Annotated in this window: 27 protein-coding genes; 16 read left to right on the top strand and 11 right to left on the bottom strand. The window is 64.5% G+C overall.

Translation table 11 applies throughout. The features are described 5' to 3' along the window. Positions 1–26 precede the first annotated feature (26 nt). The 10 genes from BOO69_RS22180 to BOO69_RS22135 all read left to right on the top strand — a co-directional run bounded on the left by BOO69_RS22180 (position 27) and on the right by BOO69_RS22135 (position 8,816). Positions 27–4,286 (top strand): bifunctional class I SAM-dependent methyltransferase/DEAD/DEAH box helicase, encoded by a 4,260-nt coding sequence (locus BOO69_RS22180; RefSeq protein WP_048534130.1) that lies wholly within the window; start codon positions 27–29, stop codon positions 4,284–4,286. Between the two features lie 124 nt (positions 4,287–4,410). Then, positions 4,411–4,797: a DUF6878 family protein gene (locus BOO69_RS22175; protein WP_071974368.1), complete on the top strand. Its 387-nt coding sequence runs from the start codon at positions 4,411–4,413 to the stop codon at positions 4,795–4,797. Position 4,798: 1 nt separating this feature from the next. Next, positions 4,799–5,236: a DUF6915 family protein gene (locus BOO69_RS22170; protein WP_071974367.1), complete on the top strand. Its 438-nt coding sequence runs from the start codon at positions 4,799–4,801 to the stop codon at positions 5,234–5,236. 2 nt (positions 5,237–5,238) lie between these two features. Then, positions 5,239–5,517, top strand: coding sequence for a DUF5983 family protein (locus BOO69_RS22165; RefSeq protein WP_071974366.1), 279 nt, complete (start codon positions 5,239–5,241; stop codon positions 5,515–5,517). Between the two features lie 81 nt (positions 5,518–5,598). Then, positions 5,599–5,877, top strand: a complete 279-nt coding sequence (locus BOO69_RS22160) for a hypothetical protein (protein ID WP_071974438.1) — start codon at positions 5,599–5,601, stop codon at positions 5,875–5,877. A 116-nt stretch (positions 5,878–5,993) separates the two neighbouring features. Next, the gene (locus tag BOO69_RS22155) at positions 5,994–6,722 is read left to right on the top strand and encodes a DUF736 family protein (RefSeq protein ID WP_071974365.1); all 729 of its coding nucleotides are present in this window, start codon (positions 5,994–5,996) and stop codon (positions 6,720–6,722) included. 217 nt (positions 6,723–6,939) lie between these two features. Then, positions 6,940–7,170 (top strand): hypothetical protein, encoded by a 231-nt coding sequence (locus tag BOO69_RS22150; protein ID WP_027264463.1) that lies wholly within the window; start codon positions 6,940–6,942, stop codon positions 7,168–7,170. A 23-nt stretch (positions 7,171–7,193) separates the two neighbouring features. Beyond that, positions 7,194–7,577 carry a hypothetical protein gene (locus BOO69_RS22145; RefSeq protein WP_027264462.1) on the top strand — a complete coding sequence of 128 codons (384 nt, stop codon included), beginning with the start codon at positions 7,194–7,196 and terminating at the stop codon, positions 7,575–7,577. Next, a complete protein-coding gene (locus tag BOO69_RS22140; protein WP_036051621.1) occupies positions 7,561–8,313 on the top strand; it encodes a phosphoadenosine phosphosulfate reductase domain-containing protein in 753 nt (250 codons plus the stop codon). Before BOO69_RS22145 ends, BOO69_RS22140 begins: the two co-directional genes overlap by 17 nt. Beyond that, the gene (locus tag BOO69_RS22135; RefSeq protein ID WP_071974364.1) at positions 8,310–8,816 is read left to right on the top strand and encodes a JAB domain-containing protein; all 507 of its coding nucleotides are present in this window, start codon (positions 8,310–8,312) and stop codon (positions 8,814–8,816) included. Before BOO69_RS22140 ends, BOO69_RS22135 begins: the two co-directional genes overlap by 4 nt. Here BOO69_RS22135 and BOO69_RS22130 read toward each other — a convergent pair. Both BOO69_RS22130 and BOO69_RS22125 read right to left on the bottom strand, forming a co-directional pair. Next, on the bottom strand, positions 8,813–9,148 hold the full coding sequence (locus tag BOO69_RS22130; RefSeq protein ID WP_027264460.1) for a type II toxin-antitoxin system RelE/ParE family toxin: 336 nt from the start codon (positions 9,146–9,148) through the stop codon (positions 8,813–8,815). The two genes, BOO69_RS22135 and BOO69_RS22130, sit on opposite strands and share 4 nt — an antisense overlap. Next, entirely contained in the window at positions 9,148–9,423 is a 276-nt protein-coding gene (locus BOO69_RS22125) for a hypothetical protein (protein ID WP_027264459.1), read from the bottom strand. The genes BOO69_RS22130 and BOO69_RS22125 overlap by 1 nt, the downstream gene beginning before the upstream one ends. Positions 9,424–10,050: 627 nt before the next feature. Here BOO69_RS22125 and BOO69_RS22120 point away from each other — a divergent pair. The 6 genes from BOO69_RS22120 (at position 10,051) to BOO69_RS22095 (ending at position 18,373) form a co-directional block, all read left to right on the top strand. Continuing rightward, positions 10,051–10,980, top strand: coding sequence for a DUF2493 domain-containing protein (locus BOO69_RS22120; RefSeq protein ID WP_027264458.1), 930 nt, complete (start codon positions 10,051–10,053; stop codon positions 10,978–10,980). A 592-nt stretch (positions 10,981–11,572) separates the two neighbouring features. Continuing rightward, positions 11,573–11,818: a hypothetical protein gene (locus BOO69_RS22115; protein ID WP_027264457.1), complete on the top strand. Its 246-nt coding sequence runs from the start codon at positions 11,573–11,575 to the stop codon at positions 11,816–11,818. An 851-nt stretch (positions 11,819–12,669) separates the two neighbouring features. Then, on the top strand, positions 12,670–12,876 hold the full coding sequence (locus tag BOO69_RS22110) for a hypothetical protein (protein ID WP_027264456.1): 207 nt from the start codon (positions 12,670–12,672) through the stop codon (positions 12,874–12,876). Between the two features lie 565 nt (positions 12,877–13,441). Next, complete coding sequence (locus BOO69_RS22105; RefSeq protein WP_027264455.1) at positions 13,442–14,035, top strand: helix-turn-helix domain-containing protein; 594 nt, start codon at positions 13,442–13,444, stop codon at positions 14,033–14,035. Then, positions 14,022–16,349: a relaxase/mobilization nuclease domain-containing protein gene (locus tag BOO69_RS22100; protein ID WP_027264454.1), complete on the top strand. Its 2,328-nt coding sequence runs from the start codon at positions 14,022–14,024 to the stop codon at positions 16,347–16,349. Before BOO69_RS22105 ends, BOO69_RS22100 begins: the two co-directional genes overlap by 14 nt. Beyond that, a complete protein-coding gene (locus BOO69_RS22095; protein ID WP_027264453.1) occupies positions 16,349–18,373 on the top strand; it encodes a type IV secretory system conjugative DNA transfer family protein in 2,025 nt (674 codons plus the stop codon). The genes BOO69_RS22100 and BOO69_RS22095 overlap by 1 nt, the downstream gene beginning before the upstream one ends. A gap of 70 nt (positions 18,374–18,443) precedes the next feature. Here the strand turns inward: BOO69_RS22095 and BOO69_RS22090 are convergent, their stop codons facing one another. The 9 genes from BOO69_RS22090 to BOO69_RS22050 form a co-directional block, all read right to left on the bottom strand. Continuing rightward, positions 18,444–19,007, bottom strand: a complete 564-nt coding sequence (locus BOO69_RS22090) for a hypothetical protein (RefSeq protein ID WP_017467933.1) — start codon at positions 19,005–19,007, stop codon at positions 18,444–18,446. Beyond that, a complete protein-coding gene (locus BOO69_RS22085; protein ID WP_036051617.1) occupies positions 19,000–19,269 on the bottom strand; it encodes a hypothetical protein in 270 nt (89 codons plus the stop codon). Before BOO69_RS22085 ends, BOO69_RS22090 begins: the two co-directional genes overlap by 8 nt. Positions 19,270–19,600: 331 nt before the next feature. After that, positions 19,601–20,680 (bottom strand): TrbL/VirB6 family protein, encoded by a 1,080-nt coding sequence (locus BOO69_RS22080; protein ID WP_027264452.1) that lies wholly within the window; start codon positions 20,678–20,680, stop codon positions 19,601–19,603. Between the two features lie 6 nt (positions 20,681–20,686). Continuing rightward, entirely contained in the window at positions 20,687–21,091 is a 405-nt protein-coding gene (locus BOO69_RS22075; protein ID WP_027264451.1) for a hypothetical protein, read from the bottom strand. Further along, positions 21,088–21,279 carry a hypothetical protein gene (locus BOO69_RS22070; protein WP_027264450.1) on the bottom strand — a complete coding sequence of 64 codons (192 nt, stop codon included), beginning with the start codon at positions 21,277–21,279 and terminating at the stop codon, positions 21,088–21,090. Before BOO69_RS22070 ends, BOO69_RS22075 begins: the two co-directional genes overlap by 4 nt. Further along, a complete protein-coding gene (locus BOO69_RS22065) occupies positions 21,276–22,265 on the bottom strand; it encodes an ATPase, T2SS/T4P/T4SS family (RefSeq protein ID WP_027264449.1) in 990 nt (329 codons plus the stop codon). The genes BOO69_RS22070 and BOO69_RS22065 overlap by 4 nt, the downstream gene beginning before the upstream one ends. A 1-nt stretch (position 22,266) precedes the next feature. Beyond that, positions 22,267–23,649: a TraB/TrbI/VirB10 family type IV secretion system protein gene (locus BOO69_RS22060; RefSeq protein ID WP_071974363.1), complete on the bottom strand. Its 1,383-nt coding sequence runs from the start codon at positions 23,647–23,649 to the stop codon at positions 22,267–22,269. Next, positions 23,646–24,314 (bottom strand): TrbG/VirB9 family P-type conjugative transfer protein, encoded by a 669-nt coding sequence (locus tag BOO69_RS22055; RefSeq protein ID WP_036051669.1) that lies wholly within the window; start codon positions 24,312–24,314, stop codon positions 23,646–23,648. Before BOO69_RS22055 ends, BOO69_RS22060 begins: the two co-directional genes overlap by 4 nt. Before the next feature lie 123 nt (positions 24,315–24,437). Continuing rightward, positions 24,438–25,094 (bottom strand): VirB8 family type IV secretion system protein, encoded by a 657-nt coding sequence (locus BOO69_RS22050; protein ID WP_088626511.1) that lies wholly within the window; start codon positions 25,092–25,094, stop codon positions 24,438–24,440. Positions 25,095–25,102: the final 8 nt, after the last annotated feature.

The following is a 25,102-nucleotide window of genomic DNA, read 5'->3' as shown; positions in this document are numbered from 1 at the left end:
ACAACCTGACTCAAAGGACAGACGATATGGACAACCGAAGCCCGGCACTCGCACGCGATTTCCCATCGAAACCACAGCTTCTGCAGGCCATTCGCCTGATCGGCAGCGAGATTGAGAAGCAACCGCTCAAGAGCTCATCGCTCGCTCGGATCATGCGCGAGAGTTTCGGCGGTAGCGATGCCGGCGGCGCGTGGTCGTGGCGCATGGCCTATGACCTGATGCAGGCCGCCACGGTGACGGCGATCATGCGGGACAGCGGTTCGGACGCGCTCGCGACGGCCAGATTGCTCGCCTCACGGCTCCTGACGGAGACCCGGCGCTCCGAAGAGCAAATCCGGCTCCAGCAATTCTCGACGCCGCTGCCCTATGCGGCGCTGGCTATCCGTGCTGCCGCCATCCGCCCCGGCGAAACCGTCCTCGAACCTTCCGCCGGGACCGGCGCGCTGGCTGGTTTTGCAGTTTGCGCGGGTGGCAAACCGATGCTGAACGAGATCGATCCCTTCCGTCGGGCGCTTCTCGAGGCGGTGTTCGGGGGCGAGGTGTCCGGCTTTGACGCCGAACATATTGATGATCTCCTGACGGTGCCCGAGCTTCCCGGTGTCATCGTGATGAATCCGCCCTTCGCCTCATCGGTCGATCGGTCGCGCGACAAGCACATTGCGGCGAAACATCTGATCGGCGCTGCCAAACGGCTGGCACCCGGCGGACGTCTCGCGGCGATCATGCCGATGGGATTTTCGCCAAAACGAGACGCGGCCCATTGGGCACGGGCCTCGGCCATCGCAAAGCCCCGTCTCGCGCTCACTATTCCGGGCCACGTTTACCGCAAACTCGGCACCACCGTCGAAACCCAGCTCATGGTCTTCGACAAGGTGCAGGAGGAGATCGAGATCGTCCGCGCCATGGTCGACGATCTGGACGCGGCGCGCCAAATCATCGATGATATCGCCGCAACCCGCACTGCCACTCCCTCGATCCAAACCGGTGCGCAGTTTCGGACTGGGTCGCGCCGGGTCGGTGTCCCTGTTGCACGTCAGCGCCCAATCGCCCAAGCGGCGTCTGCCAAACCCAAATCGCATGCCGCCATCCCGCTGGCCTTCACCTGCCTCGACACCCCCCGCGAGAACACGCCCGTCTCCGACATCTATGCCCGCTATCGTCCGCAGCGGATCGAGATTGAGGGTGCCCGGGAACATCCGACCCCCCTGGTCGAGAGTATAGCCATGGCCTCGGTTGCCCCTCCGGCACCCAACGGCGAAGCCGCCGCTGATCTGCGCCTGCCCGGCCGTCTGATCGAGGAGGGCCATCTCTCCGAGGCCCAGCTCGAGACCATCCTCATGGCGAACGATGCCCACGCGCGCGACCTGCCGGGGCGGTTTACCATTGACCAGGACCAGACCCGGATGACCCGCGCCGACGATGATCCGGAAGCGTGTGCCTACCGCCTCGGCTATTTCCTTGGCGACGGTACCGGCTGCGGCAAGGGCCGGGAATGCGCCGGTCTCATCCTGGTGAACTGGCTCGCAGGTCGTCGCAAGGCGGTCTGGATTTCGAAGTCCACCACGCTCATCGAGGACGCGATCCGCGACTGGACCGATCTCGGCGGCTCGCCCGCCGACATCCAGCCGCTCTCCAAATGGAAGCCAGATCAACCCATTCCGATGGGCGACGGCATCCTTTTCGTGACCTATGCGACGCTGCGGTCGGCGGGCAAATGCGGGAGGACCCGGCTCAGCCAAGTTCTCGACTGGATGGGCGACGGGTTCGACGGCGTGCTGGCCTTCGACGAGGCCCATGCCATGCAGAACGCCGCCGGGTCCGACGAGGGCAGGGGGGTCAAACCCTCCCAGCAGGGCCTCGCCGGGCTGCGTCTGCAGCTCGCGGCTCCCCGGGCCCGGGTCTTCTATGTCTCGGCGACGGGAGCCACCAGCGTGCAGAACCTGGCCTATGCCTCCCGCCTCGGGCTCTGGGGCCAGGGGCCCGAATATCCCTTCCCGAGCCGCGAAAGCTTCGTCTCGGCGATGGAAGCCGGGGGCGTTGCTGCGATGGAAGTCGTGGCGCGCGACCTGAAGACGCTCGGGTTCTACACCGCGCGGGTGCTCAGCTTCGACGGTGTTGAGTACGACGTGCTCGAACATGCGCTCACACCCGCCCAGATCGAGATCTACGATGCCTATGCCGGGGCTTTCCGGACCATCCACCACAACCTCGAAGCGGCGCTGACCGCGACAGGCGTCAATGATGCCTCCGGTCAGACGAACGCCTCTGCCGCGAAAGCCTCGGCGAAGTCGCGCTTCGAGAGCACCAAGCAGCGCTTCTTCAATCACCTCCTGATGGGCATGAAAGCCCCGACCGTCATCCGCGCCATCGAAGAGGATGTTGCGGACGGCTATGCTTGCGTCATCCAGGTGGTCTCGACTGGCGAGAGCCTGTTGAAACGACGCCTCGAGGCGATGGATCCCGAAGACGAGCTGGTGGAAGGTGCGCTCACGCCCCGCGACTATGTGCTGTCCTATCTTGAACAGGCTTTCCCGATCCACGCCCAGAAGCTCGTGGAGATCGACGGAAACATGGTGGCCGAGCCGCTGCGGGATGCGAACGGTGCCCTGGTCGTCTCCCGCGAGGCCGAGGCCTTGCGCGATGCGGCGATGATGGAGCTGATGGCGCTTGCGCCTATTCCCGCCGCGCTCGACCAGATCCTTTGGGCCTTCGGCGATGAGGCCGTGGCCGAAGTAACCGGGCGCTCCATTCGATCCCTGAAATCCAGCGACGGGGCCCTGTTTATCGAAAAGCGCAGCGCCAACAGCAATTCCTCGGAAACCCGCGCCTTCATGGATGGCGAGAAGGACATCCTCATCTTCTCCGATGCGGGCGGGACGGGCCGGTCCTATCATGCCGCAAAGACGGCGAAGAACCAGAAGCGGCGGCGCCACTATCTGCTGGAGCCCGGCTGGCGGGCCGATGCGGCAATCCAGGGGCTAGGACGCACGCATCGTTCGGCTCAAGTGTCAGCACCCTTCTTCCGGGTCTGCACCTCGGATGTGCATGGCGAGAAGCGCTTCACCTCCACCATCGCCCGGCGGCTCGATCAGCTGGGGGCGCTCACCAAGGGCCAGCGCGAGACCGGCTCGCAGGGCATGTTCCGCGAGGAGGACAATCTCGAGAGCCCGATCGCAAGGGGTGCGCTGCGCGGCTATTACGCCGACCTGGCCGCCGGGCGTGCCGGGGCCATGAGCTATGAGAAGTTCTGCGATTGGACCGCCTTGCGGCTGATCGACCAGGACGGCGTGCTGCTCGAAGAGCTTCCACCAATCCAACGCTTCCTGAACCGGGTGCTGGCGCTGCCCATCCACATGCAGAACGCGCTCTTCGCCGAGTTCATGAGCCGGATCGCCGATCAGACCGAGCGGGCGCGGGCGGCTGGCACGCTCGATCTCGGCGTCGAGACACTGCGTGGCGAGCGGATAGAGCAGGTCTCGACCGAAGACCTCTGGACCTGTCCGCGCTCCAGAGCAGTGACGCGCATAATCGGACTTGAGGTGACGGACCCCGTCCATATCCTCTCCGCAGAAGAGGTGCTGGATCGGAACCCCGACAGGTTGCCGATGATCAACCGCGCGTCGGGTCGCGCGGCGTTCATCTCAGCCCGTCCGATGCAGATGTACGACGAGGAGATTGTCACGCTCATGCGCAAGGTGACCCGGCCGAGCGGGTCCACCTATGTCGAGGAAGGGAAGTTCCAGGCTTCCGCCTGGGAAGAGATCGAGCCGTCCGAGTTCCGCCGCCTCTGGGACGAGGAGGCCGATAGCCTGCCGAAGGTGACCACGACGAAGCTCTATCTGCTGACCGGGCTGCTACTGCCGATCTGGAAGGACATCCCCTCGGGCAACGAACGCATCTACCGGGTCACGCCCGAGGGGCAGGGGAGCATGATCGGCCGCACAGTCAGCGAGGACGGTGCGGCCGCGCTCAGAGCCCGTTTTATGGTCGGCACCCCGAAAACCCCGCAGGAGATGCTAACGGCGGCGCTCGGGTCCACCGCGCCGGTCGATCTGGGCCGGGGCCTCACGCTCACCCGCCGCCGGGTCGCGGGCGCGGCCCGCCTCGAGATCGACGGGGCCGACCGGGGCACGATCGACGGGCTGAAGGCCATGGGGTGTTTCACGGAGATCATCGCCTTCCAGCTCCGGGTCTTCGTGCCCCACGGGGAGGGTGTTGATACCGCCGCGATCCTGGCCCGGATCGTGGGGGAAGGGTCTCCAACGGCGGCAGATCGCGCCGCCTGAAAGGAAAAGTGGGCTTTGGGTCGGGGGAACGAGGAGGGGGTCTAGCCCGTCCGCGTTCCGGCGCCGTGGCCGGTCTCCGACCGCCTCGGCGCATCCCTAAATCCCAGACACAAGGACGAGACCCATGACCGATCCCCAGATCGACTTCGCCGAGACGATGGCGAAATGGCAGGCCGAGCGCGAAGCCGCGAACAAGGCTGCCAGGGGCGAACTGCTCCCGCAGTTGCGTGCCCTCGGCGTTACCGAGGTGGCCGCCGAATACGAAGGCTACGGCGATTCCGGCAATGTCGAAGACGTGACGGTGCAGCCCGCGGGCATCGAACTCCCCGACGACCTCCGCACGAAAGTCGAGGATTTCGCCTGGTCCGTCGCCTATCACCAGCATCCGGGCTTCGAGAACAACGAGGGCGGCTATGGCACGCTGACCTGGGATGTCACCGCCGACAGCATCACGCTGGATCACGCCGACCGATATGTCGAATGCTCCCACAGCTTTGACGAGGGGCTCTGATATGGCCCATCCCCTGCATCATGCCGAAAGCTCCGCCCGGAAGTACGGCGGCAAGCCTTCGGACTACCAGGCGCTGCACGAGTTTTTTGATGTCTCCAAGGAGCACCTCGCGCTCTTCGTCCACCGAGCCTACAGGCACAACACGCTCGGCATCTTCGAATTGGAGCGCCAGTTCGGCAGAACGCTGACCAACAGTGCGGGCCGGGTCATTCCGACCCGCTGGATCGGCGAGCAGCATGTCCGCGAGGATTGCCAGGGCCGCATCCCGTCGCTCGCCGACTGGCTTATCCGCATCCGGCCCGAGCCATGGATGGCCAATGGCCGGATCGACTTTGATCCTCCAGATATCGTCGGCGATCCGCGGGTCGCCTGGATGGCAGAGGTGGCAGCGGGCAGGACGATCCTCGGTCTCAAGGACTGGATGGAAGGGAGGGGCTGATCATGCGCAATGTCCGCAGGTTCTACGATTGCAGCACCGCACATTTGCCCGAGGAGACCGCTCAGGCCATCGAAGACGGGCTCTTCGCCAAATCGCCAACCATGCTCAGCGAATATGGCTGGCTGTTCTCCGTCCCGGAAACGCTCGCCGACTTACCGGAAGGCGTCAACTGTGACGCCTTCAAGAGGGTCATGGCGTTGGCGATGGATGCAGGCTGCGACTGCGTCCTCTTCGATCGGGACGTCCCGCCGGTCCCCTATCTCGAGGCCTTTGACTGGTAGATCAATCGCAGTTGCACTGAGGCCCGATCCGCGGATCGGGCCTCTCTTGTTTCTGCCGCCAACACTGAAATGGAGATCCAGATGAACATTGCGGAGATCAAGGCCGCCGTGGGTGCCGGCAAATCCGTCCACTGGGCGAACGAGGGCTACCGGGTTCACCGGGATGGTCTCGGCCAATACCTCATCACCTTTGTGCCAAACGGCAGCACCATCGGTCTGACCGACCGGAGCGGCCGACGGCTGAACGGAGCCGAGGCCGATTTCTTCATATCTGAGCCGATGCACTGTGCAGCGGCAGAGCAGGGGAGGGACGCGCACGTGGCGACGTGGGACACCTCGTCCAGCGCCGGGCCGGGCTGACGGTCAGGAGAGAAAGGAAAGAGGGCTTTCGGTTTTGCGATCCCATGAGGGGTCGAAAAGCAATCCCGCGTGCTCTGGCAAAAAGCCGGGCAGCGGCAAACCCAAGGAGAAGACCCATGTTCGCAGGAACCCTGACGAAAAACGCCGAGACCGCAGCCACCGCCTATTCCGGCATAATCCATTCGACCCGGTTCGATGTTGCCATCCAACTCGAAACCCGGACGAAGATGTCCGAGCGGAGCCCGGACTATGACGTGACCGCGGTGAACAAATCCGGCCGCAAGGTGCGCATCGGCACGGCCTGGAACGAGACCGGCAATACCACCGGCAATCCCTACATCTCGATGCAGATCGATGTCGGCCTCGGGCCGTTTCGGGTCAACGCCGTGCAGACGAAGGAAGCGCGCGAAGCGATGACCGGTGAATTCGAGATCATCCCGCTGGTGTCGAACGGTGCCATGAAGTCCGGCTCGATCTCGGGCGAGTTGACCGCAATGGATGCCGACAACGCCTTCGCCGGTTACATCGCCAACATGATGTTCGACCTCGATTTCATCCTCGTCGAGAACGCGTTCAAGACCGAGGAGACCCATCCCGACTACCGCATCGAGGTCAGCTCGCCCAAGGGCCACCCGATCCGCGTGGGCTCGGCCTGGATGGCGAAGAGCAACCGGACCGGCAACGACTACGTCTCGCTCCTCATCAACACGCCCGATGGCGATCTGCGGGTGAACGCTGTTCAGAACGAGGAGCAGCGGGGCGGCCAGACCTTCTCGATCATTCCCTTCGTCGAGAGCGCCGGCCAGGAGCGGTCTGACAACACCGGCCTCGCTTTGGTGGGCTGACGCGCGACGACTTCCACCGAACGGGCGTCCCGGGCAACCTGGGCGCCTTTCACCCGTGCAGGCCTGATCCTCCTCCGAAACCAGGCCTGACGGGGCGGTGCCGGTCCTGTCTCCGACCGGCCCGCGCCTCCTGTCCCCGAAAGGCAGGTCCCGTGAGGGGAGCCGCGGCAGCGCGGCTCCCCTCTTCTCGTTTCACCCCATCAGAAGGACGACAGCCATGTTCAATCTCTCCCATCCCAAACTGGTCACGCTCGCTGAGACCGAAGGTTACGCCGAGGTCGCGGACTTCCTGGAGGACTATGCGCTCGACAGCATCGTGCCCGCGATCTGCATGGCGCCCAATTGCGATCACACCGCTGATCTCGAACCGGATCAGCGCGCCGGCTTCTGCGAGGCCTGCGGTCGTCCCACCATGAAATCCGGCCTCGTCATCGCTGGCTTGATTTGAGCGGCAAGGATGAGGGGCTTCCCATGACACATAATCAATACACGACGCCCGGCACGCGGCTTACCTGGTCCGACGTCGGCGAATGGGTCGATGCGGCCCACCGGATCGGCAGGCGCCGGCCCGGTGCGGCGCGCAACCGGGCCTTTGCCGCCCATGCGGCGGCATTGCCCCGCGACCTCACCAACCGCGAGACGCATATGCCATCGCTGGAGGCGGCGATTCACCTCCTAAAACACGGACATCCCAGTCTCGCCCGGCCGCAGAGAGGCCATCGGGCGGATCACCCGACCACGCCGGTCATCATGGATCTGATGAACCGTCTCGCCGTCCTGAAACGCCGGGATGAGATACCCGCCGGGAACAACTGGACCGCCATGTTCGGAGGTTCCGATGCGCATTCCGGCTGACATCACCGACCTGATCGAGCGCGGCGCCCTTGTGGCGATCAACCATTCCGGCGGCAAGGACAGTCAGGCCATGTCGATCAGGCTGGTTGAGGCTGGCATCCCGCGCGACCAGCTGCTCATCGTCCATGCCACCCTCGGCGACGTGGAATGGCCGGGAACGATCAGCCATATCCGGAAGACCACGTTCGGGCTGCCGCCGGTGATCGCACGACCGCGCCGGTCGTTCTTCGAGATGGTCCGGGCACGGGGCATGTTCCCCTCCCCGCGATACCGCCAATGCACCTCCGACCAGAAGCGCGGCCCGATCGAGCGGGAGTTGCGTCGCTATCTCGCGGCCAATCCCCGCTTCGCCGGACGCATCGTCAGTGCGATGGGCATGCGCGCCGAGGAAAGCGCCGCGCGTTGGAGCCGTCACGTCGTCAGGCTGAACAACCGCAACAGCGTGGCGGGTCGAACCTGGATCGACTGGCTGCCAATTCATGAGCTATCCCGGCGCGAGGTGTTCGACGCCATCGCCGCGGCGGGGCAGGAGCCACATTGGGCCTATGGCCGCGGCATGACGCGGCTGTCCTGCAGCTTCTGCATCATGTCCTCGCTGGCCGATCTGCGATGCGCGGCGCGGCTGCGACCGGACCTACTTTCCGCCTACATGGCTCTCGAAGACGAGATCGGCCACACCCTGCGTCCCGACGGGACGAACCTCCGCGAAACCCTCAACCGATTGGATGCCGCATGACCGTGCATGACCCCCAAGAAATCGTCGAACGTCCGGGGTCCGGCTTCTCCGAGGCCGAGATCGCCACCATCGACGCCGCGCGGGACATCCTGCGCAGGCATGCCCGGTCCACCGCCGCCTTGCAGTCCTGGACCATGCTGACCGACTACCTGGCGCTCAACGCCGTTCGCGAGCGCGTCGAAGTGTTTCGGGTGCTGCTGTTGGACCGGAAGAACAAGCTGATCCGCGACAGGGTCATGACCCGCGGCAGCATCGATCACGTTCCGGTCTATGTCAGCGAGGTGCTCCGCTCGGCTCTCGTTCTTGATGCCTCAGCCATCATCATGTGCCACAACCATCCGTCCGGCGATCCGCATCCGAGCCAGGCCGACATCGATCTCACCCGGAAGATCGTTGAAGCCTGCAAGGTGATGGAGATTGTCATCCACGATCACATCATCGTCGGTTTCGGACGGGAGAAGAACGCGTTCAGCATGCGGGCGGCCGGGATGATGGGTGACTAGAAATCCGGGAACATGTGCCGGGTGGACGCCAGCCTCATCCAGTTCCGTCCACCAAAGGCAACAAGTGTGAGGTAGATGATACCCGCCTCGACACCCGGCCTGAAGACGATGGTCAGACGATGGCCGGACCCGCCATGTCGCACGAGCCAGCCTTCGAGCTTTCCTTCAAGCCGCACGCCAGATGTCGGGTTGTCTGCAATGGATCGCAGCAAGGCATCGACCTCATCCAGGCGCCGAAGAGCTGCTCCCGAGTCGCCCTGGGTGACTTCGATGATGTGATCGACGATGCCGATGAGATCCCGCTCGAAGAACGGATGCCGGACGAACTGCATCAGGCCTTGCGGGTCATTGCGGTCAGATGCGCCCGCGCGCCAGCGGTGACGTCGGAGGCGTCGCCGACCGGTTCCCATTGGTCGAGCGGCAGAGCCAGACGCCGTTCAAGTTCTGCTTCTAGCACCGCCCGTTCGCGCTCACGTTCTGCCTTGGCCTTCGCCAGTTCCCCCGAAACCGCCGCGCTCACATTGGGATATTCTCCGGCTTCGACCAGCTCCCTGGCGAACGCGTAGGCGGTATCGGTAAAGCTGACGGATTGCTTTTGAACGCTCATGGCGGACTCCTTGGTGCTCCAATAGAGTACTGAAATCCGCGGCATCTGGCAAGCCGGTCAGCCCCGACCGAGGGAACCGACCCATGCCTGACGGCCTCCCCTGCTCGGCTGCGCGTGTCGCAGGGGAGATATCGGCCGTCGGCCGATCGCGCATTCGGCCATGCGGCCTCACCGCGGCGTTGCACCCAGGCCCCCGGTTTGCCCGTCTCGCGAGCACGTCGCTCCCCGGCCACTCCGCCGGATTGCACTCTGGTCTGTTTCGGCCAGAGGCCAAAACGATCCCGCCGCTCCATCCGTCTCCCGCGTCCGGTCGCGCCGTTTGCCTGCTCGCGTCGGGCAAACCTGCCGTCAAAACACACACACATGAGCGTGGAAGCATATCCTCCGGATGGCCCCCGAATCAGCCCGCCTCAAGGATCGCAAAACTTTTCGGCGAGGCCGGCGGGTGTGGAGAAGGCAGTCCAGTGCTCGATGACGCGCCTGTGGTGAGCGATGCGCCCGGAAAACTTTTGCGCCCGGCGCGCCGGCGGCTTCGCCGTCCCTGACCCGGACAGATTCGGTGAACCAGACGTACGGCCATGCCACCACACTCACGTGGTGGTTCCCCGAACATCTGGAGACACCAACATGACATACGAGAACGCGAATGCCTACGAGACCATCGAACTTTTCGGCCTGACGGAGAAAGACGCGGAGCTGCCCATCCCCGAGGATCACGTCCTGACCGATAGCATCGTCCGCGAGACTTTCGAGGCCCTGCTTGGCCAGCTGCGCGGCACCGGTCTCGAGACCGAGATCGAACCGCTCGCGCACGGGCTCGCCACGATTCTGCAGCGCCGCAAGATCGCTCTGGGCAAGGAGCTTGACCGCACCGCTGACAAGATCGGCGCCCTGGCAAAATCCCATGACGGGTCGGAGATCGCCGAGACCGCGCTCGAAGAGGCGCAGGCCCGCTTCCTGCAGGTCCGCGAGATCGTCGGGGCCATCGAGGTGATGAGCGAGGCGGCGGCGGAATGCTACGAGGTCGAGACCGGCCACGCCTTCATCCCGGCCGCGGGATCGCGCGCCAGTGCTCGCGCTCAGGAGACCGGAGCGGTCTTCGAGGCCCGGCAGCTGCTGGAACAGCACGATCGCGAGACAGCCGCGAAGTCGAAGGTCGAGGGGGTTCCCCTGATCGTCTCGGGGGCGACCGACTGGACCGATATCGACGTCATCTTCACGACACTCGACAAGGTTCGCGAGCGCATCCGGCAGAACCGCAACCAGGAGATCTTCCTCTGCCACAAGGGTGGCAAGCACGGGGCCGAGATGATCGCCGCCCGGTGGGCTCGGGCGCGTGGCGTCGCGCAGGCGCGCTTCGATCCGCGCTGGTCCGCGCATGGGCGGGCAGCACCCTTCAAATGCAACGACGAGATGCTGGACGACAAGTTCGCCGCGACCGGGGTCGTGCTCTTCGGCGGCAACGGGGTCGCACTGAACCTCGGGCAGAAGGCGGAAGCCAAAGGCCTGACGGTGATGCGGGTCGCCGATCCGGCGAAGAAGACGGCAGACGCGTGAATGAGAGAGGGTCGCCTTTGGGCGGCCCTTTCGTCGTTTTCATCTGCCTGCCCGTAAACTGGCGGTCTCCTCCGCACAGTAAGCCAAGTCGCGGTGGAGGTATCGGCCTGAGGCCGATCGCGCATTCGGCCATGCGGCCTCACCACGGCGCAGCACCCGGCGTCCCGGTTTGCCCGTCTCGCGAGCACGTCGCGCCCCGGCCGCTCCACCGGATTACGCTCCGGTCTGTTTTGCGGGGCAAAACGATCCCGCCGCTCCATTCGTGTCCCGCGTCCGGGCAGCACCCTTTGCCTGCTCGCGTCGGGCAAACCTGTCGTTAATCACACACACATGAGTGCGGAAGCATATCCTCCGGATGGCCCCCGAACCCGTCCGCGTCAAGGATCGCAAAACTTTTCGGCTAGGGGGGCCGGGGAGGAGAGGGCGGTCCAGTGTTCGATGACGCCCCCGTGGTGGGCGATGCGCCCGGAAAACTTTTGCGCCCGGCACGCCGGCGGCTGCGCCGTCCCTGACCCGGACAGTTTCGGCAACCAGGCATTCGGCCATGCCACCACACTCACGTGGTGGTCCACGAACATCTGGAGATGAGATCATGACCGACGAGAACAAGACCGAGGACGACCTTTGCCGACACTGCGACCGCACAGGCACGTCGCAGCGCGGAACTTCCACCGGGAAAGACCATCACGATATTGGCGGCCATGTCGTCCCCTGCGTCGCCTGCGGGAAAGACGCGTTGCGGACCGATTGGGAGACTATCGATGGCGGGAGCGTCAATTTCCACTGGCGGGAGGCCTGTGCGCATTGTTCGCACCTCAGCGAGTCTCTCTTCGCCTGAACAGTACCTTTCATCGGGCGGCCCCGTCGCCCGGTGATCCCTCTCTCTAACCCTTCCACGCTCTCGACGACTGCGACACCATCCATAAGTGCAGCCCCGCCCGGCTAAGGCCGGGCGGGGCTGCTGCGCTCCTCAACTGTCTGTGGCCCCTCAGTCAGACGCAAATAACATGAAGGTCGGTGGTGATCGATCGTCGGTCATGCCGGGCCCCTGCCGGCGGTTGCACCGCCGTCACCGCGCTCGCAGGTTCCGGCCGTGCCGGCCTCCACCCGGAACACGAGGCCCCTGGACGTGCTGAGTGGCATACCCCGGCGGCGGTCTCCTGACGGAGCCAGCCGGCGGGGTTGCCCTCATGCGCGCCAGAAACCCCGCGATCCGCCCGTCCGGGTGCAGATCGCTGGGGCGGGCGCAGCGCATCGACCGCGCCGCCCGATGACGGCGACCCGTCCGGGCCGACAACTCTGCTGCCAGACCTGCGGCTGTATCACCGCCCCGGATCGCCACACAGGCGACGGGGAAGCCGAGCTTGAGGCAGACGATCGCGGTCGTGCCGATCGGGCGCACGCGAACCATCGCGCCGACGCGTTGGAAGCGGGGGCGGACCTGGTCACGTCTGACATAACTCGACAGGACCGATGGCGGCTGAGGAGCGGGGTGCACATTTGGGTCTCCCCTCTTTGCTCATAGATGTGGATCGCACGGGGTCGGGCGGTCCGTGCCCTCCGCTCACGCTCCGGCAAACACAAATACGGTTTCCACGCGCGGGGCGCGCGGACCCTCCGCATTTGTGTTTGCGGACCTCCCTTGCCCCCCGTGCCGGGTGATCCCCATCGCAAAAAGGAGAGACCCAAATGACCAACCACTACGTCGCCACCGTTCCCGTCAAGTTCACCGACAACGAAGGTCAGGAGCGCACCCGCTTCCAGCGCGTCGGCGCGATGTTCCGCAACACTCGCAACGGGGACGGCTCGGAGTTCTTCAGCCTCAAACTCGACTTCCCCGTCGCGGTCCAGGAGCTGGTGATGTTCCCGCCGAGCGCGAAGGAACCGCAGGAATAGTCCGCCTCAAAGATGGGCCGCCCTAGGGGCGGCCCTTTCCCTGTTTCAGGGAAGGCTGCGCTGTACCCGGGAACCCCTGCCTTCGGCCGGCGTCCCCGGGAAGGCGTCAGGACCGCAAGCGGTCCTGACGGGGGATATCAGAGATCGCCTGGAACAGGTCTGCCGGCCAGCCTCAAGGGGGCCATCCGGAATAACAGTCGGGCTACGCCCGCCGGTTTTTCCGGCAGAGATTTGGGCCGAGCCAAATCTGGCCGCCCTTGACCCTGTCCGTCAGCCCCGTCGGTGGAGGGATGCGCCGCCCCTCGCTTCCGTCCGAACACGGGTCCGTGTTCGGCCAGACCCTCGGGCGCGGGCATGACAACGGGCGGCCGAGGTGCGGTTGGAGATGGTCGGGTTTTCTGGGCCCTTCGGGCCGGGCCTCGCACCTGCGGTGCTCGGCTCGAAGCGGAATTCAAGGTCGCCTGGGGGCAATCTGCAATAATATTGTATTGACCGGTAAATATAGTTTCGTATGATGAAGGCGACCTTGAATGAAGGTGGCAGGAAATAGGGGGGCTTTCTTCGTATGAGCCGGACCAAGAGACTGACACAGACGGAGCGGGCGGAGATTATCCGTGAGGCCGCAGCAGGTGTGGGGACTTCCGCGCTCGCGGAGCGGTTCGGGGTCACGCCGCGGGCCATCCAGTACACGTTGAAGGCGGACGAAGAACGCCAGAAGGATGCGGCCGTGGCGACGGCCGCGGTGACGGTGAAGCTGACACCAGAAGAGCTTGCTGCGCTGGATGAGGTGCTGTCCGCGGCGGGGATCGAGACCCGCACGGAGGGGGTCCGGCGGCTGATCCAGGCGGCGGGGGGAACGTTCGTTCCGGACGCGAATCTGGCGGCTGAGATGGCGCGCTACCGGGCCTCCTTGCACGAGGTCGGCAACGGCGTCGTGCAGGTCGCCAAGCAGATGATGAAAGCCAGCCGGGAGGGGCAGGGGGAAGGCTCCGCGCCGAACGCAGAGTTGTCCGAACTGCGCCTCGTGCAGATGCGTGCGCTGGCGCGGTTCATCCTCGATTCCGCTGACGAGATCGACCTGCTTTTGCGCCGTCGTCGGGATGGGATGCGGCTCTCCGCCACTGCCGCTCTGAGGGAGTTCGCCCATGCGGCTGAATGATGCCGTCCATGACGTCACCGGAGAGATCTTCCGGGATGGCTGGAGCCGGATACGGGGCTCGATGCAAGGGCTGCAGGCGTCCCGGCAGAGGCAGCTCGTGCGCGCCGCTGCGGGGCATCGTGCGGCGGTCTTCAAGGCGATCCGGGGCGGGGGCACGCATTCCAAATCCCAGCTCATGAACCAGCTTGATTACCTCACCACCAAGTCCTCGCATATCGTGGACAGCAGCGGGTTCCTGGATGGGAAGACGAGGCTTGAGGGATCGGAGATCAAGGACCTGACGGAGCGGTTCGCCAAGCGCTGGAGTGCGGGGTTCAAGCCCAAGCTCGGACAGACGACGCATATGCTGATGTCCTATCCGATCGGCACCCGGGGCGAGGACGTGCGCGACATCACCGCCAATGTCGCCGAGCGGTTCTTTCAGTCCGAAGAGGGACATTTCGACTACATCATCGCGGTGCATGAGGATCGCGATCACCCCCACGCACATATAGTTTTGAATCGCCGGTCGCAGGAGGGTGAGTTCTTCTTCCTGGGTCGCGATCACCGGTTCAACTACGACGATTTCCGCCTCGCCATGGTGGAAGAGGCCGAGCGGTTCGGCGTGCGTCTGGAGGCCACGCGGCGGCTCGATCGGGGTGTCGTGCACTACCCGCCGCGCACCCGCGAGGTCTATGCGGCCAAGGTTGAGGGGCGGGCCGCGGAGCCACGGCCACGGGTCGGGGCCGATCTTGATCGCGCCCTCGAAGAGATCGCAAACACCCGGATCATCTATCACTCGCTTGCCGCTGAGGCCTCTGCGGACAACCGCGAGGACATCGCCGATGCCCTGTTCCGCTCGGGAGAGCTTCTGGCCAAGGGCGGCAAGCTGACTTTGGAAGGAGGCGTCTACATGGCAGAGGAGCAATCGTTCGAGGATCTGAGGACCCGTTATGCCGATCAGGTCGCGCGCGTCCAGGGCATGATCGATGCGAAGCCGGAGGCCGAACGGCCGCGGCTCGAGCGCAGCCTCAACGAGATCCAGTCGCGGCTCGCGCATATGCAGCCGCTAGGGCTCAGATCCGTGACATTGACCGAAAAGCCCTCGGAGGGCGGGGTCTATTCCGAGACCAATATCGATGCGGCCCGGCTCGACCGGTTGCGAGACCCCGAGGTGCGGGCGCAGGTCGACACCGCGCTGCGCGGGACCGGGATCAGTTCGTCCGTGGTGGTCGCCCGGATGGAAACCGGCGCGCAGAACGCCGCGCTCGAGCGGCAATGGATCGCTGACGATCTGGCGCGGGTGGCCGAGAGGGACGGTCTCAACCTCGAGCGCCGCGCGGATCTGGAGACGGCGCGCGAGACCCTCAACCGGGCCCATGTCCAGCTCGGCGTCGCGCTGGAGCGGGCAGGGGTCTTGCGTGAGGACGGTGTCGTGGAAGATCGCACCGTGACGGAGAGGGTCCATTATCATCGGGACGCCACTGAGGACATGGAGCGCGCCATCCGCCAGGACATGCGTTCGGAAGGTCTGACCGAAGACCAGATCGAGGCGCGGGAGTGGGAGATCGTCTCCCGCGCGGAGCGGCGTATCGAAGAAGAGCAACGCAGCTACCTCGATGCGCATCCCGAACTGCTCGCGCGCCCGGGCGACGTGATCGACCGGTCCGAGCCCTACCGGGAGCGCATCACCGACGAGGCCCGGGCCCGCGAGATCACCCGCGAAGTCGACCGGATCATGGAAGGTCGCGACGCGCGGACCCCCGTTGCGGATGCCGTCACGGACGAGTTCCGCGCGCGCTATCCCGATATGCCGTCGCATCTCGCCCGCGGGCTTGGCGCGACCTATGCTTCCGTCACCGATCTGCGCGACACCGAGGCCCTCAACCAGGTCCGCCGCGACAACGAGTTGCGGGAGGTGGCGCTCGACCTGCGCGACGGGCGGCTTTCGGACGCGCGCGAGGGGGACGCTGTCGAGGGGGCACCGATCGCCGATCCGGACATCCGGCGGGTCGTCGACCATGAACGGGCCGGCAATCTGCAGTCGCCGTTCCAGGACGACGGTCAGCGACTGACCTACCGCGACGCCGTCGAGCGCGAGCTCGACGCGGCGCAGATCGACCGGCTGCGGGACGGGGATGTCGACGTGCTGAAGACCCAGATCGAAGACCGTCTCGATCGGCTCTACGCCGCGAAGACCTACCTGCAGTCGGACGCGGCCACCGCCAACAGCGAGGCGACCCGCGCCGTGGTCGAGGAGATCGCCGACCGCGAGTTCGAGCTCCACCGCGCCGATCTTGTCGATGGCGAGACCGAGCGCGGGGAGACGCACTGATGGGAGGGGTAGGGAAGGGCCGCCTCGCCCTCGGCGTCGCGCTGGTCACACTGGTCGCTATCGCGATCGGCTATGTCATCGCCTCGGCCGTGATCAGTTTCCGGGACCTGGGTTTCCGGGCCGAGATCGACTTCTTCTATATCGTGCAGAACTACCGCGCCATCGGGGCCGCCCGTCCCGACGACTTCCGCCTGATCAACCTGATCATGGGCGGGGCCGGGGTGGCGGGCCTCATGATGAGCCTTGCGATGTCGGGCTCGGCGCTCACCCGGTTCGGCTATACCCATTGGCAGACCCGCCGCGAGATGAAGCGGAACGGCTTCTTCGGCGCGCCGGGCACGGGCTTTGTGATCGGCAAGCTTGGAAAGCCAAGCTCGCGTGCGCCGTTCCTGTGTTCCAAGACCTTTCCCCATGCGTTGATCGTAGCGCCGACCGGGCGCGGCAAGACCACCGGCTTCGTCATTCCGAACCTCCTGACCTGGCAGGGCTCAGCGGTGGTGCTCGACGTAAAGGGAGAATGCTTCGAGGCCTCGGCCCGCCACCGGGCGGCGCAGGGTGACGAAGTGTTCCGCTTCGCGCCCACGGATTGGGAGGACAGGCGGACGCATCGCTACAACCCACTTCTGCGCATCTATGAGCTCAAAGACCCGGCCCGCCAGCAGATGGAGTTGCAGCTCCTGGCCACACTCTTCCTGCAGAACGACAACGACCGTGTTCAGGGGCTTCTCAAAGGGGGGATCGATCTCTTCGTCGCGGCCGGGCTACTCGCGTTCCAACGCCGCAGGCCGACGCTCGGCGAGATATACCGCATCGCCGCCTCGGGCGGGCAGAAGCAGAAGGAATATCTCGCGCGCGCCCATGAGGTCCAAAACGCCGCGGCGCGGCTGATCTTCACACGGCTGGCGTCCACCAACAACGATACGCTGACATCCTATGTCTCGCTCCTGATGACCTCGGGCCTCGATCAATGGCAGAACCCGGCGATCGACGATGCGACGGCGACCTCGGACTTCGACTTCCGGACGATCCGCAAGAAACCCTTCAGCGTCTACCTCGTCGTCCAGCCCCTCATGGTGAAACCCCTCGCACCTCTGATCCGGCTCTTCTTCTCGGACCTGCTGTCGGCGCTTCAGGACAAGGAACCGGGTCCGGACGAGCCCTGGCCGGTTATGATCATGCTCGACGAGTTCAACCGGCTCGGAAAGATGCCGATCGTGGCCGAGAGCATCGAGGTGCTGCGCGCCTATCGCGGGCATCTCGCGGTGGTGACCCAGACCATCCCGGCCATCGACGAGATCTACGGCGAGAACACGCGGCGCGCCTTGCAGGGCAACGCCGGGATCAAGCTCTACCTGACGCCCTCCGACGAGAAGACCGTCGAGGAGCTGAGCAAGGCGGTCGGCAAGACCACGAAAACCGTCGTCACGCGGTCCCGCGCGGTCGGGAAGAACCCGTTCGAGGGCCGCAGCCAATCGGAGCGGACGGAGGAGGTGTCGCTCCTGCCCGAGGATGAGGCGCGGCGCCTGCCGCTCGACGAGATCGTCGTCGTCGTGGACGCCCAGATGCCGGTCCGGGCCAAGCGCGTGGTGTATTTCGAGGACCCATTCTTCAAGGGCATCCATGCCGCCCAGGAGGGGGAGCTACCCTTCCCGACGGGGCCGGTCCCTCCGATGGGGGAATTGCCCCTGAGCGTCAGGGCGATGCCCACGGCGCCGCGGGGGTCAGGTCTCACGGAACGTGATTTCGAGGCCAGGATGGGGCTAACAGAAGGCGGAGGGATTGCACCCCTTGAGTCCGGTCCGGCTCAAGCGCCTCGGCGCGGCCGCGCCGCTGTTCTTGCGGATGATCAGCGGCAGATGGAGATGGAGTTCGGGCGGCAGGCAGATCTGGAGGTGGAGGCTGCGTCCGAAAACGACGTCGCCCGAGTTCAGGACGCCGTGAGTGATCTCGAGCGGTTGGAGGCGGAGATGTCCGGTTCGGAAGCAAACGTCAGCGAGACGGGCGAGAAATTCGGGCTTGGCTGAGCCGCCATGCGGGCGACACGAAAGAATGTCGCGATGGTGTCTTGTGGCCACGGCCTTGAGCCGACCATTGTCACGGGTGAAGAAAGCCAGGGTCGTCGCGCTCTGGTCGAGGGGCTCGCTCAATCGTCGCAGGGTCGATCTCACGCATCGTCAACTGGGCGTTCACCCTGCGGGCCGCGGGGCCCGCACGAAACCACTTCGCGGCGGAAGCCAGGTTAAAGCGCGGACGACGCTGCCCCTTTGCCGGGTTTGCGGCCTCCATCAGAACCTCGATCATTTCATCGATGCGGTAGAGGCCACCCGCAACGGGGAGGGGCATCTTGCGCTGCTGGAGCGCCTGTCGCTTTATCTCGAGCTTCTCGGCGACATCCGCGAGAGACACCAGGTCGGGACGGACCTCGCGCAGGACTGTGCCTTGCGGCAGCGCCTTGATCAGAGCCCGCGCCGCTTCAAGGATCGCGCTCTCGGCCTCATCCCCTTCAAGTTCCAGTTCTACACCCAGAAGACCGGCGTGACCGGTGCCCACGAGCGCATCTTCAAAACCCGCCTCGAAGATCGCGTCAGAGAGCGAAAACGCATCGTGCTCTCCGTCGGGGAGTGCAAAGACCAGTTCGAATTCGAATTCTTCAGCCATTGGCATTACCTTCGTCGTTCTTCTGAAGCTTCACGCAGGCCAGGGCCTTCTGTCGGATCTTTTTCGCGAACTGCTGTGGATTCTTCGGGGTCGACCAGACAGACATCTGACAAAACTCGCCACAGCGGCAATCCTTATCGTTGGCCGGGCATCGGAGGATCCCCCACGCGTGCCCCTTGCCCTCAATAAGGTCCCATCCCAGCTCTTCGAGCTCCTGGATGACGGCCTCGATTTCCTTTGACGTGTGCTTCTTCCTTGGCACCCTAGATACCCCACTTTCTTAAATTGTCAAGTGACAAGTTAATAGCTCAGCAAAACGTCGCTGCAATTTACTGTCCGCTACCGGCAATTTCCCATAGGAAGCTTGCCGTCAAATGCTTTGATGTGAGAACGGGATACAGGACGGACGTCCCAGACAGAAACACCGGCGCGGATGCCGTTGCGTCTGATCCTGTAGCAGTGTGCCGTCCCCAGACGCGGCACGATGCCACCAACGCAAAACCATTCATGCTGTCTGTCATGATCCCAGCAGGCAGCAAAGGTTTGACCTGCGAACAGCCTGTTCCGGCTAGTCGTGCCACCTCCGGTCAACTCTACCGTCGGCCCAGCCTGTTCAGCCGTGCCAGTTGCGCAAGCATGCGGGCACCGGTGCTAGATGAGTCGCCTGAAGGTGCAGCCGGCGCACCACCCGCGGCATTAGGGCGGGTCGGGAGCGCCTGTACGCCGAGAAACTGCCTGGCCCGAAGCGCGGCATATTCGGCGCCTGTCGCGCCTCCGATGGCGTATCGGTTATAGACTTGCTGACTTCCTGCCAAGCCTCGGGCGAAGGCGTAGCTTCCGCCAAAGCCCGCCGAAAGCGCCGGCATCATGATGTTTCCGGAGACCGACCGGACGATGAAGGGCGTGGCGATGATGAACCCCTTGGCCATGAGGACCATCATGAAGAAGGGCAGGAGGGCGCCGATGTTCGAAGCCCCCTCCGGATCACCAAGTTCGGCGAGCAATGCGCGCGAGACCCCGGTGATGGTCGCGAAAACGCCGGCGATGACGATGGGGTAGATCGCGAAGGAAATCAGCGCCGAGAGCCATCGCGCGAAATAGTCCTTGGTCACCTCGAAGAGGGTCAGGAAGATCATCACCGGCGCGATCCCGATCAACAGCGTGATCATGAGCCTGGAGGCGACGACAATGAAGGCCGCCAGCCCTCCGAGGATCGAGAGCAGGAGAACGCCGAGCGTGTCGAGAAGCGCGCCGGCCATCCAGTTCAACTCGGAGCCTGCTGCGTTCAGGTAATCCCCAAGCGCCGCGATGAGCTGATCGAACTCCTCGGCGAAGGTTCCAGACGGACCTGGCATCCCGCCGCCGACCGACGCGACCAGCGATCCGGCGATGCTGTCTATCCCGTTCAGGATCGCGGATGCGAGTGCGTTGAACTGGACCCAGTTGGTCGCGAATATGCCAATCAGGCCGATCTTCACGGCGAGCCAGAAGGCGGTCCGGCCGTCCATGGAACGGTATTGGTAGATCATGTTGAGACAGACGAGGATGACCACGAGCGTCGTCCCGAGGACCAGCATCGTTCCGACCGTGGCGGCCACGGCCCCGAACTGGGTTTCCGCCGCTGAGTCCAGATAGCCTTCGGCCGTTTCCACGAAATACGCGACGACGCTCATGACCCGCTACCAGTTGCCGGCCGCGTCGCAGATCGGCATGGCCTGCTTTCGGAGATCGTTCGCCCGTCGGCGATAGTCTGACGTCGCCTCGACCACGCTCCAATAGTCAGTTGAGGAATAGAGATCAAAATAGACCGCCTCAGTTGCCTCCCAAGGCGGATACCGGGTGGCGCAGGTGCAGCTCTGCGCGTCGACGATGCGTTCCATGCTCTGAAACCGGTAGATTTGCTGGACCAGGAGCCGCTTGTAGGCGTCGCGCGCCTCTGTGTTTCGCATCCACTCCGGCTCGGGCGGCTGATCGGGGCAGACATCGGGTTGATTGTCGAGCGTCGGGACTAGGTCGCGCTCGGCCGATGCGATACTGCCCGAAAAAAGAAGGAATGAGCAGACGAGAATGGTGACGCGTGTCATGTCGCAGTCTCCGTCAGCCGGTCCGCGACCTCACGCTTGAGGAACGCGGTATAGCCGTAATCGCCCGCCTCGGCCGAGATCACCTCCCAGCCTTCGGCGCCCCGTTCGTTCAGGGCGCGCCGCATCTCTTCATAGTCCTTCTGCTTCTTCACCTTGCAGAACAGGATGTCGTACTCAAACTGCTTCATGCATTGTGCCTTTCCTGCAATTCGGTTCCAGGGAGATAGAATTCGGTGATGCCGCGTTCGCCGTCCTCGCGGCCGGCCTGGATAATCACGTCGATCGAGCTCTCGATGTATTGGATCATGTCCTGGTAGGTCATTGGGATCTCGGTCTTGAGCGCTGCGATGGCCAGCCGCTGGACGGCGAGTTGTGGGGTCTCGGCGTGGAGTGTTGTCATCGAGCCGCCATGGCCGGTGTTGATCGCCTCGAGGAAGGTCATGGCCTCTTTGCCGCGCACCTCGCCGAGGATGATGCGGTCGGGCCGCATGCGCAGCGTCGCGGTCAGGAGCACGTCGGCGGACTGGAACTCCGCGTCGCGGTTGGCGATGAGCGTTACGGCATTGGGCTGGGCGGGCAGCAGTTCCGCCGCCTCTTCGATGGTGACGATACGTTCCTCGTCGGGAACGTAGGAGAGGATCTTGCGCGCCGCGACGGTCTTGCCGGTCGAGGTGCCGCCGGAGACGATCATGTTGAGCTTGTTTTCGACGCAGAAGCGGATGGCCGCGTAGATGTCACCGGAGGCGACGACCTCGCGCAGCGCGCGGTTCTTCTCCTGGCGCAGTTCCTCGAGCTTGCGTTCTTCGCCGTAGAGGAAGCTGAGTTCGATCCGGTCGAGCGGCAGGTTGGAGAAGAATCGCAGCGAGATCGACATGCCCGCGAGGACGGCGGGCGGGGTCACGACCTGGGCACGGATCGGTCGGCCCCGATAGGTGATAGAGACCGAGACGATGGGCTTGTCCTTGCTCATCGTCGTATTGGCCGACGACGCGATCTGGTTGCCGAGATCGCGCAGCTCGGTGACGCTCAGGCGCTGGTCCAGCGCGCGCATGAAGTGATCCCCTTGGAACTCACCCCAGCAAGAGCCGTCGGGGTTGATGCATATCTCGATGACGTCGTCGCGACCGGCGTCCGCGAGCTTGTCGAGTGAGGTCTGCAGATAGGAGAGCGTCATCTCAGAAAATCTCCAGATCCCGGTCGACCATGACGGTGACGCGGGCACCCTGATCGACATAGATGACCGGGCCAATGGAGAGATATTCACCGATCACGCTGTCGGTGGCATCGGCCAAGTCATCGCCCACATCTTCAAGTACGTCCGCGGTGGTCTCATCCTCGACCTGGGCGGCGGCCACACTCGGGGCGGCCGAAATGATCGAAATCAGCGCGGCTGAGCCGAACCGCTCGTCAAAGCGGGTATCGACGAAGCCAGTGACACCCGAACGGCCCAACTCGTCTCCCCCGAAGGAGCTTATCTGGACGGTCTGGTTGTTTGGCAGGACAATCCGGTCCCAGGCGATGGTGACGCGCTTCTGGGCTATCTCGATGCCGGAGCGGTAGCGTCCAATAAGGCGCGAGCCGCGCGGGATCAGGAGCCGTGAGCCGTCATAGCTGAAGACGTCTTCGGAGATGATGGCACGGGTCTGTCCGGGGAGCGAGCTGTCGAGTGCGGTCTCCATCACGGCCTGGATCATCGTGCCCTGAATGACCGTGTTCGAGGGATTTGCGATGACTTCGGCTTGTGTGATGGCGCTCGGCAACGCGCCGTTCAGCACGAAGTCTGTCACCTCGCCGAAGGTGCGTTCGGTAAGTTCTGTCTCGCCCGCATTGGCGCCGCCCGTTCCGCCGAAGGCGATAACGGGGGAGGAAATCCGCCGTTCCTGGAAGGCACGCTCCTCCTCGGCCCGGCGTTGCAGCTCGGCCAGCCGCCGCGCCTCTTCCTCACGTCGCATCCGCTCATCTTCGCGGGCGCGCAACTCTTCGTCGGTGGGTCCGAGCGGGGCGGGTGCCGGCTTGTTGGCCTCCAACCGCGCGAGGTCCAGGTCCATACGCAGCTGTTGCAGCTCCCGATCTCGTGCGGCGAGTTCGGTCTGGAATTGTTCCTGAGCATTCTCGGAGGCGTCCTGTAGGGCTGCGATCCGTGCGGTCAGGGCATCGATCGCCTCCGCTGCCGCGCTGTCCGCCCCGGCGTCGGTGTCCGGCGCGTCGCGCAGTTCCTCGATCTGGGCCTGGAGTGCGGCGATCTGCGCCAGAAGTTCGGCGTTGGGTTCTGGTTCGACGAGAACGATCTCGGGTTCCGGGGCGGGCGGCGGCACGAAGGGTTCGATCTCTCCGAACCCGTCACCCTCGGTTTGGAACTCGTCCGGGGTGGCCGTCGGCAGGGCGACCTCTTCCCCCGGGCCCGAAAACAGCAAGAGGACCAAGCCGCCCGCCAGGATGAGCCCTGCGAGGAGGAGGGCGAGGAGCGGTAAGCGGTGTTTCGGGGCGGGTCCGTGGCGCGGGTTGCCCCGTTCGAGCGCAGCAAGACGCTGTTCGAGATCCGGGTTGTTGTCACTCATGAGGCGGCCTCCGCGGGCGGCGTCGCCTCGATACACACCACGTCCTCGCCCAGACGCAGCACCCATTGGCGCCCCACGCCCGAGACACGGATCACACCGTCTTCGACCGCGCCTGTGTTCACCGTGCGCTCGCGCCCGTTCGTGTAACGGAAGATCGCCGGGACGGGTGCGTTCCGTGGGAAGGCGAAATAGGTGAAGGTGCCGTCGTCCCAGACCCGGGTCGGCGTGAACTCCGTCCGTGCGCTGGCCCCGTAATTGGTGTTTGGCGCGGCGCGTGCGATGGCGTCGGCCGAGCGGCGATTGTCTTGCGGGTAGCGGAATTGCACGACATAGAAGGTTGGGCTCGAGACCTCGTTCACGTTGAAATAGTAACTCCGTCTGTTGGTGTAGACGGTCACGTTGGTATGGACGCCGCGGGCGACAGGTTTGATCGCAAAGGCGCGACCACCTGGGACGCCGTCGATCTCAAATCCTTCCGTGTCGCCGGCGATGATTGAGCGGATGCTCTCGCCTGTCCCGAACTCGATGGTCGTGACATGGGTCAGGGAAACGTTCAGCCTGTAGACCTGGCCTTCCTGGTAGGACGCGACCCGCACGCGGTGGTCGTTGGGTCCCCCGCGCGGGATCGCCTCGGCTGACGCGTGGGGCGTAAACAGCGAGACCATCAAAAAGGCCGCGACGAACGCCCGGGCGTGTGCGGTGTGTTTCGCATTGTTATTGCCCTGCCGCTTCTGACGTATGTGGGACGCTGGCAAGGCGTTCTCTGAATTCTTTTTGGTGAAACGCACTTACTGGTTCTCCAATCTGTCCGAACGGATCGCGTATTCGACGACCGTGAAGCCAAACGGGTTAGTCCAGACCTGGTCGATGGAGCGGCTCTCTTCCGGGCGGAACTCGAAGAGGAGCGTCGCGGTGAAGAGGCCCGCCTGAACCCCCTGAATCGACGTCAGGCGCTTGCGAAGCCGCACCGTGGCCCGGTTGTTGCCGATCAGGTTGATGCTGAGAATCTCCACGTCGAGGCGGGCGTTGGGTCCATAGACGGTCGGGGGATAGTCGGCATTGGCCGAATTCCAGATCTGGCGCAGTGAGGCCCCTGCGGCACGGTCCGAACGGCGCAACACGCTGCGGATACGCACGTCATTGTCGAGCTGGTTGTAAACCTCGCGGTCGGTCACGTAGCGGAAGACCTCCGCCTCGATAATGGCGCGGTTCTCGGTGACGGTGGTGGCCCCGACGGTGGCTTCGGGGAGGGCGAAGCCGGTGGCGGGATCGTAAGGTACCACTACAGGGGGCGGATCGACATCGAGGATGGACACGGCGGCCGCGCTGAGGCAGCCCAGGATGCCAAAGCCGAGGCCGAAAAGTCCCAGGCGCTGCCAGAGCCGTTCCCGTCTCAGCGCGCCGTAGACCAGTTCCTCCTCGATGATGGCGGTTTCTTCGTCCAACAATCAGT

It is taken from the genome of Sulfitobacter alexandrii, assembly GCF_001886735.1.
Lineage (GTDB): Bacteria > Pseudomonadota > Alphaproteobacteria > Rhodobacterales > Rhodobacteraceae > Sulfitobacter > Sulfitobacter alexandrii.
The sequence above is the reverse complement of the archived record's forward strand: the minus strand, read 5'-3'. Positions and strand labels throughout refer to the sequence as shown.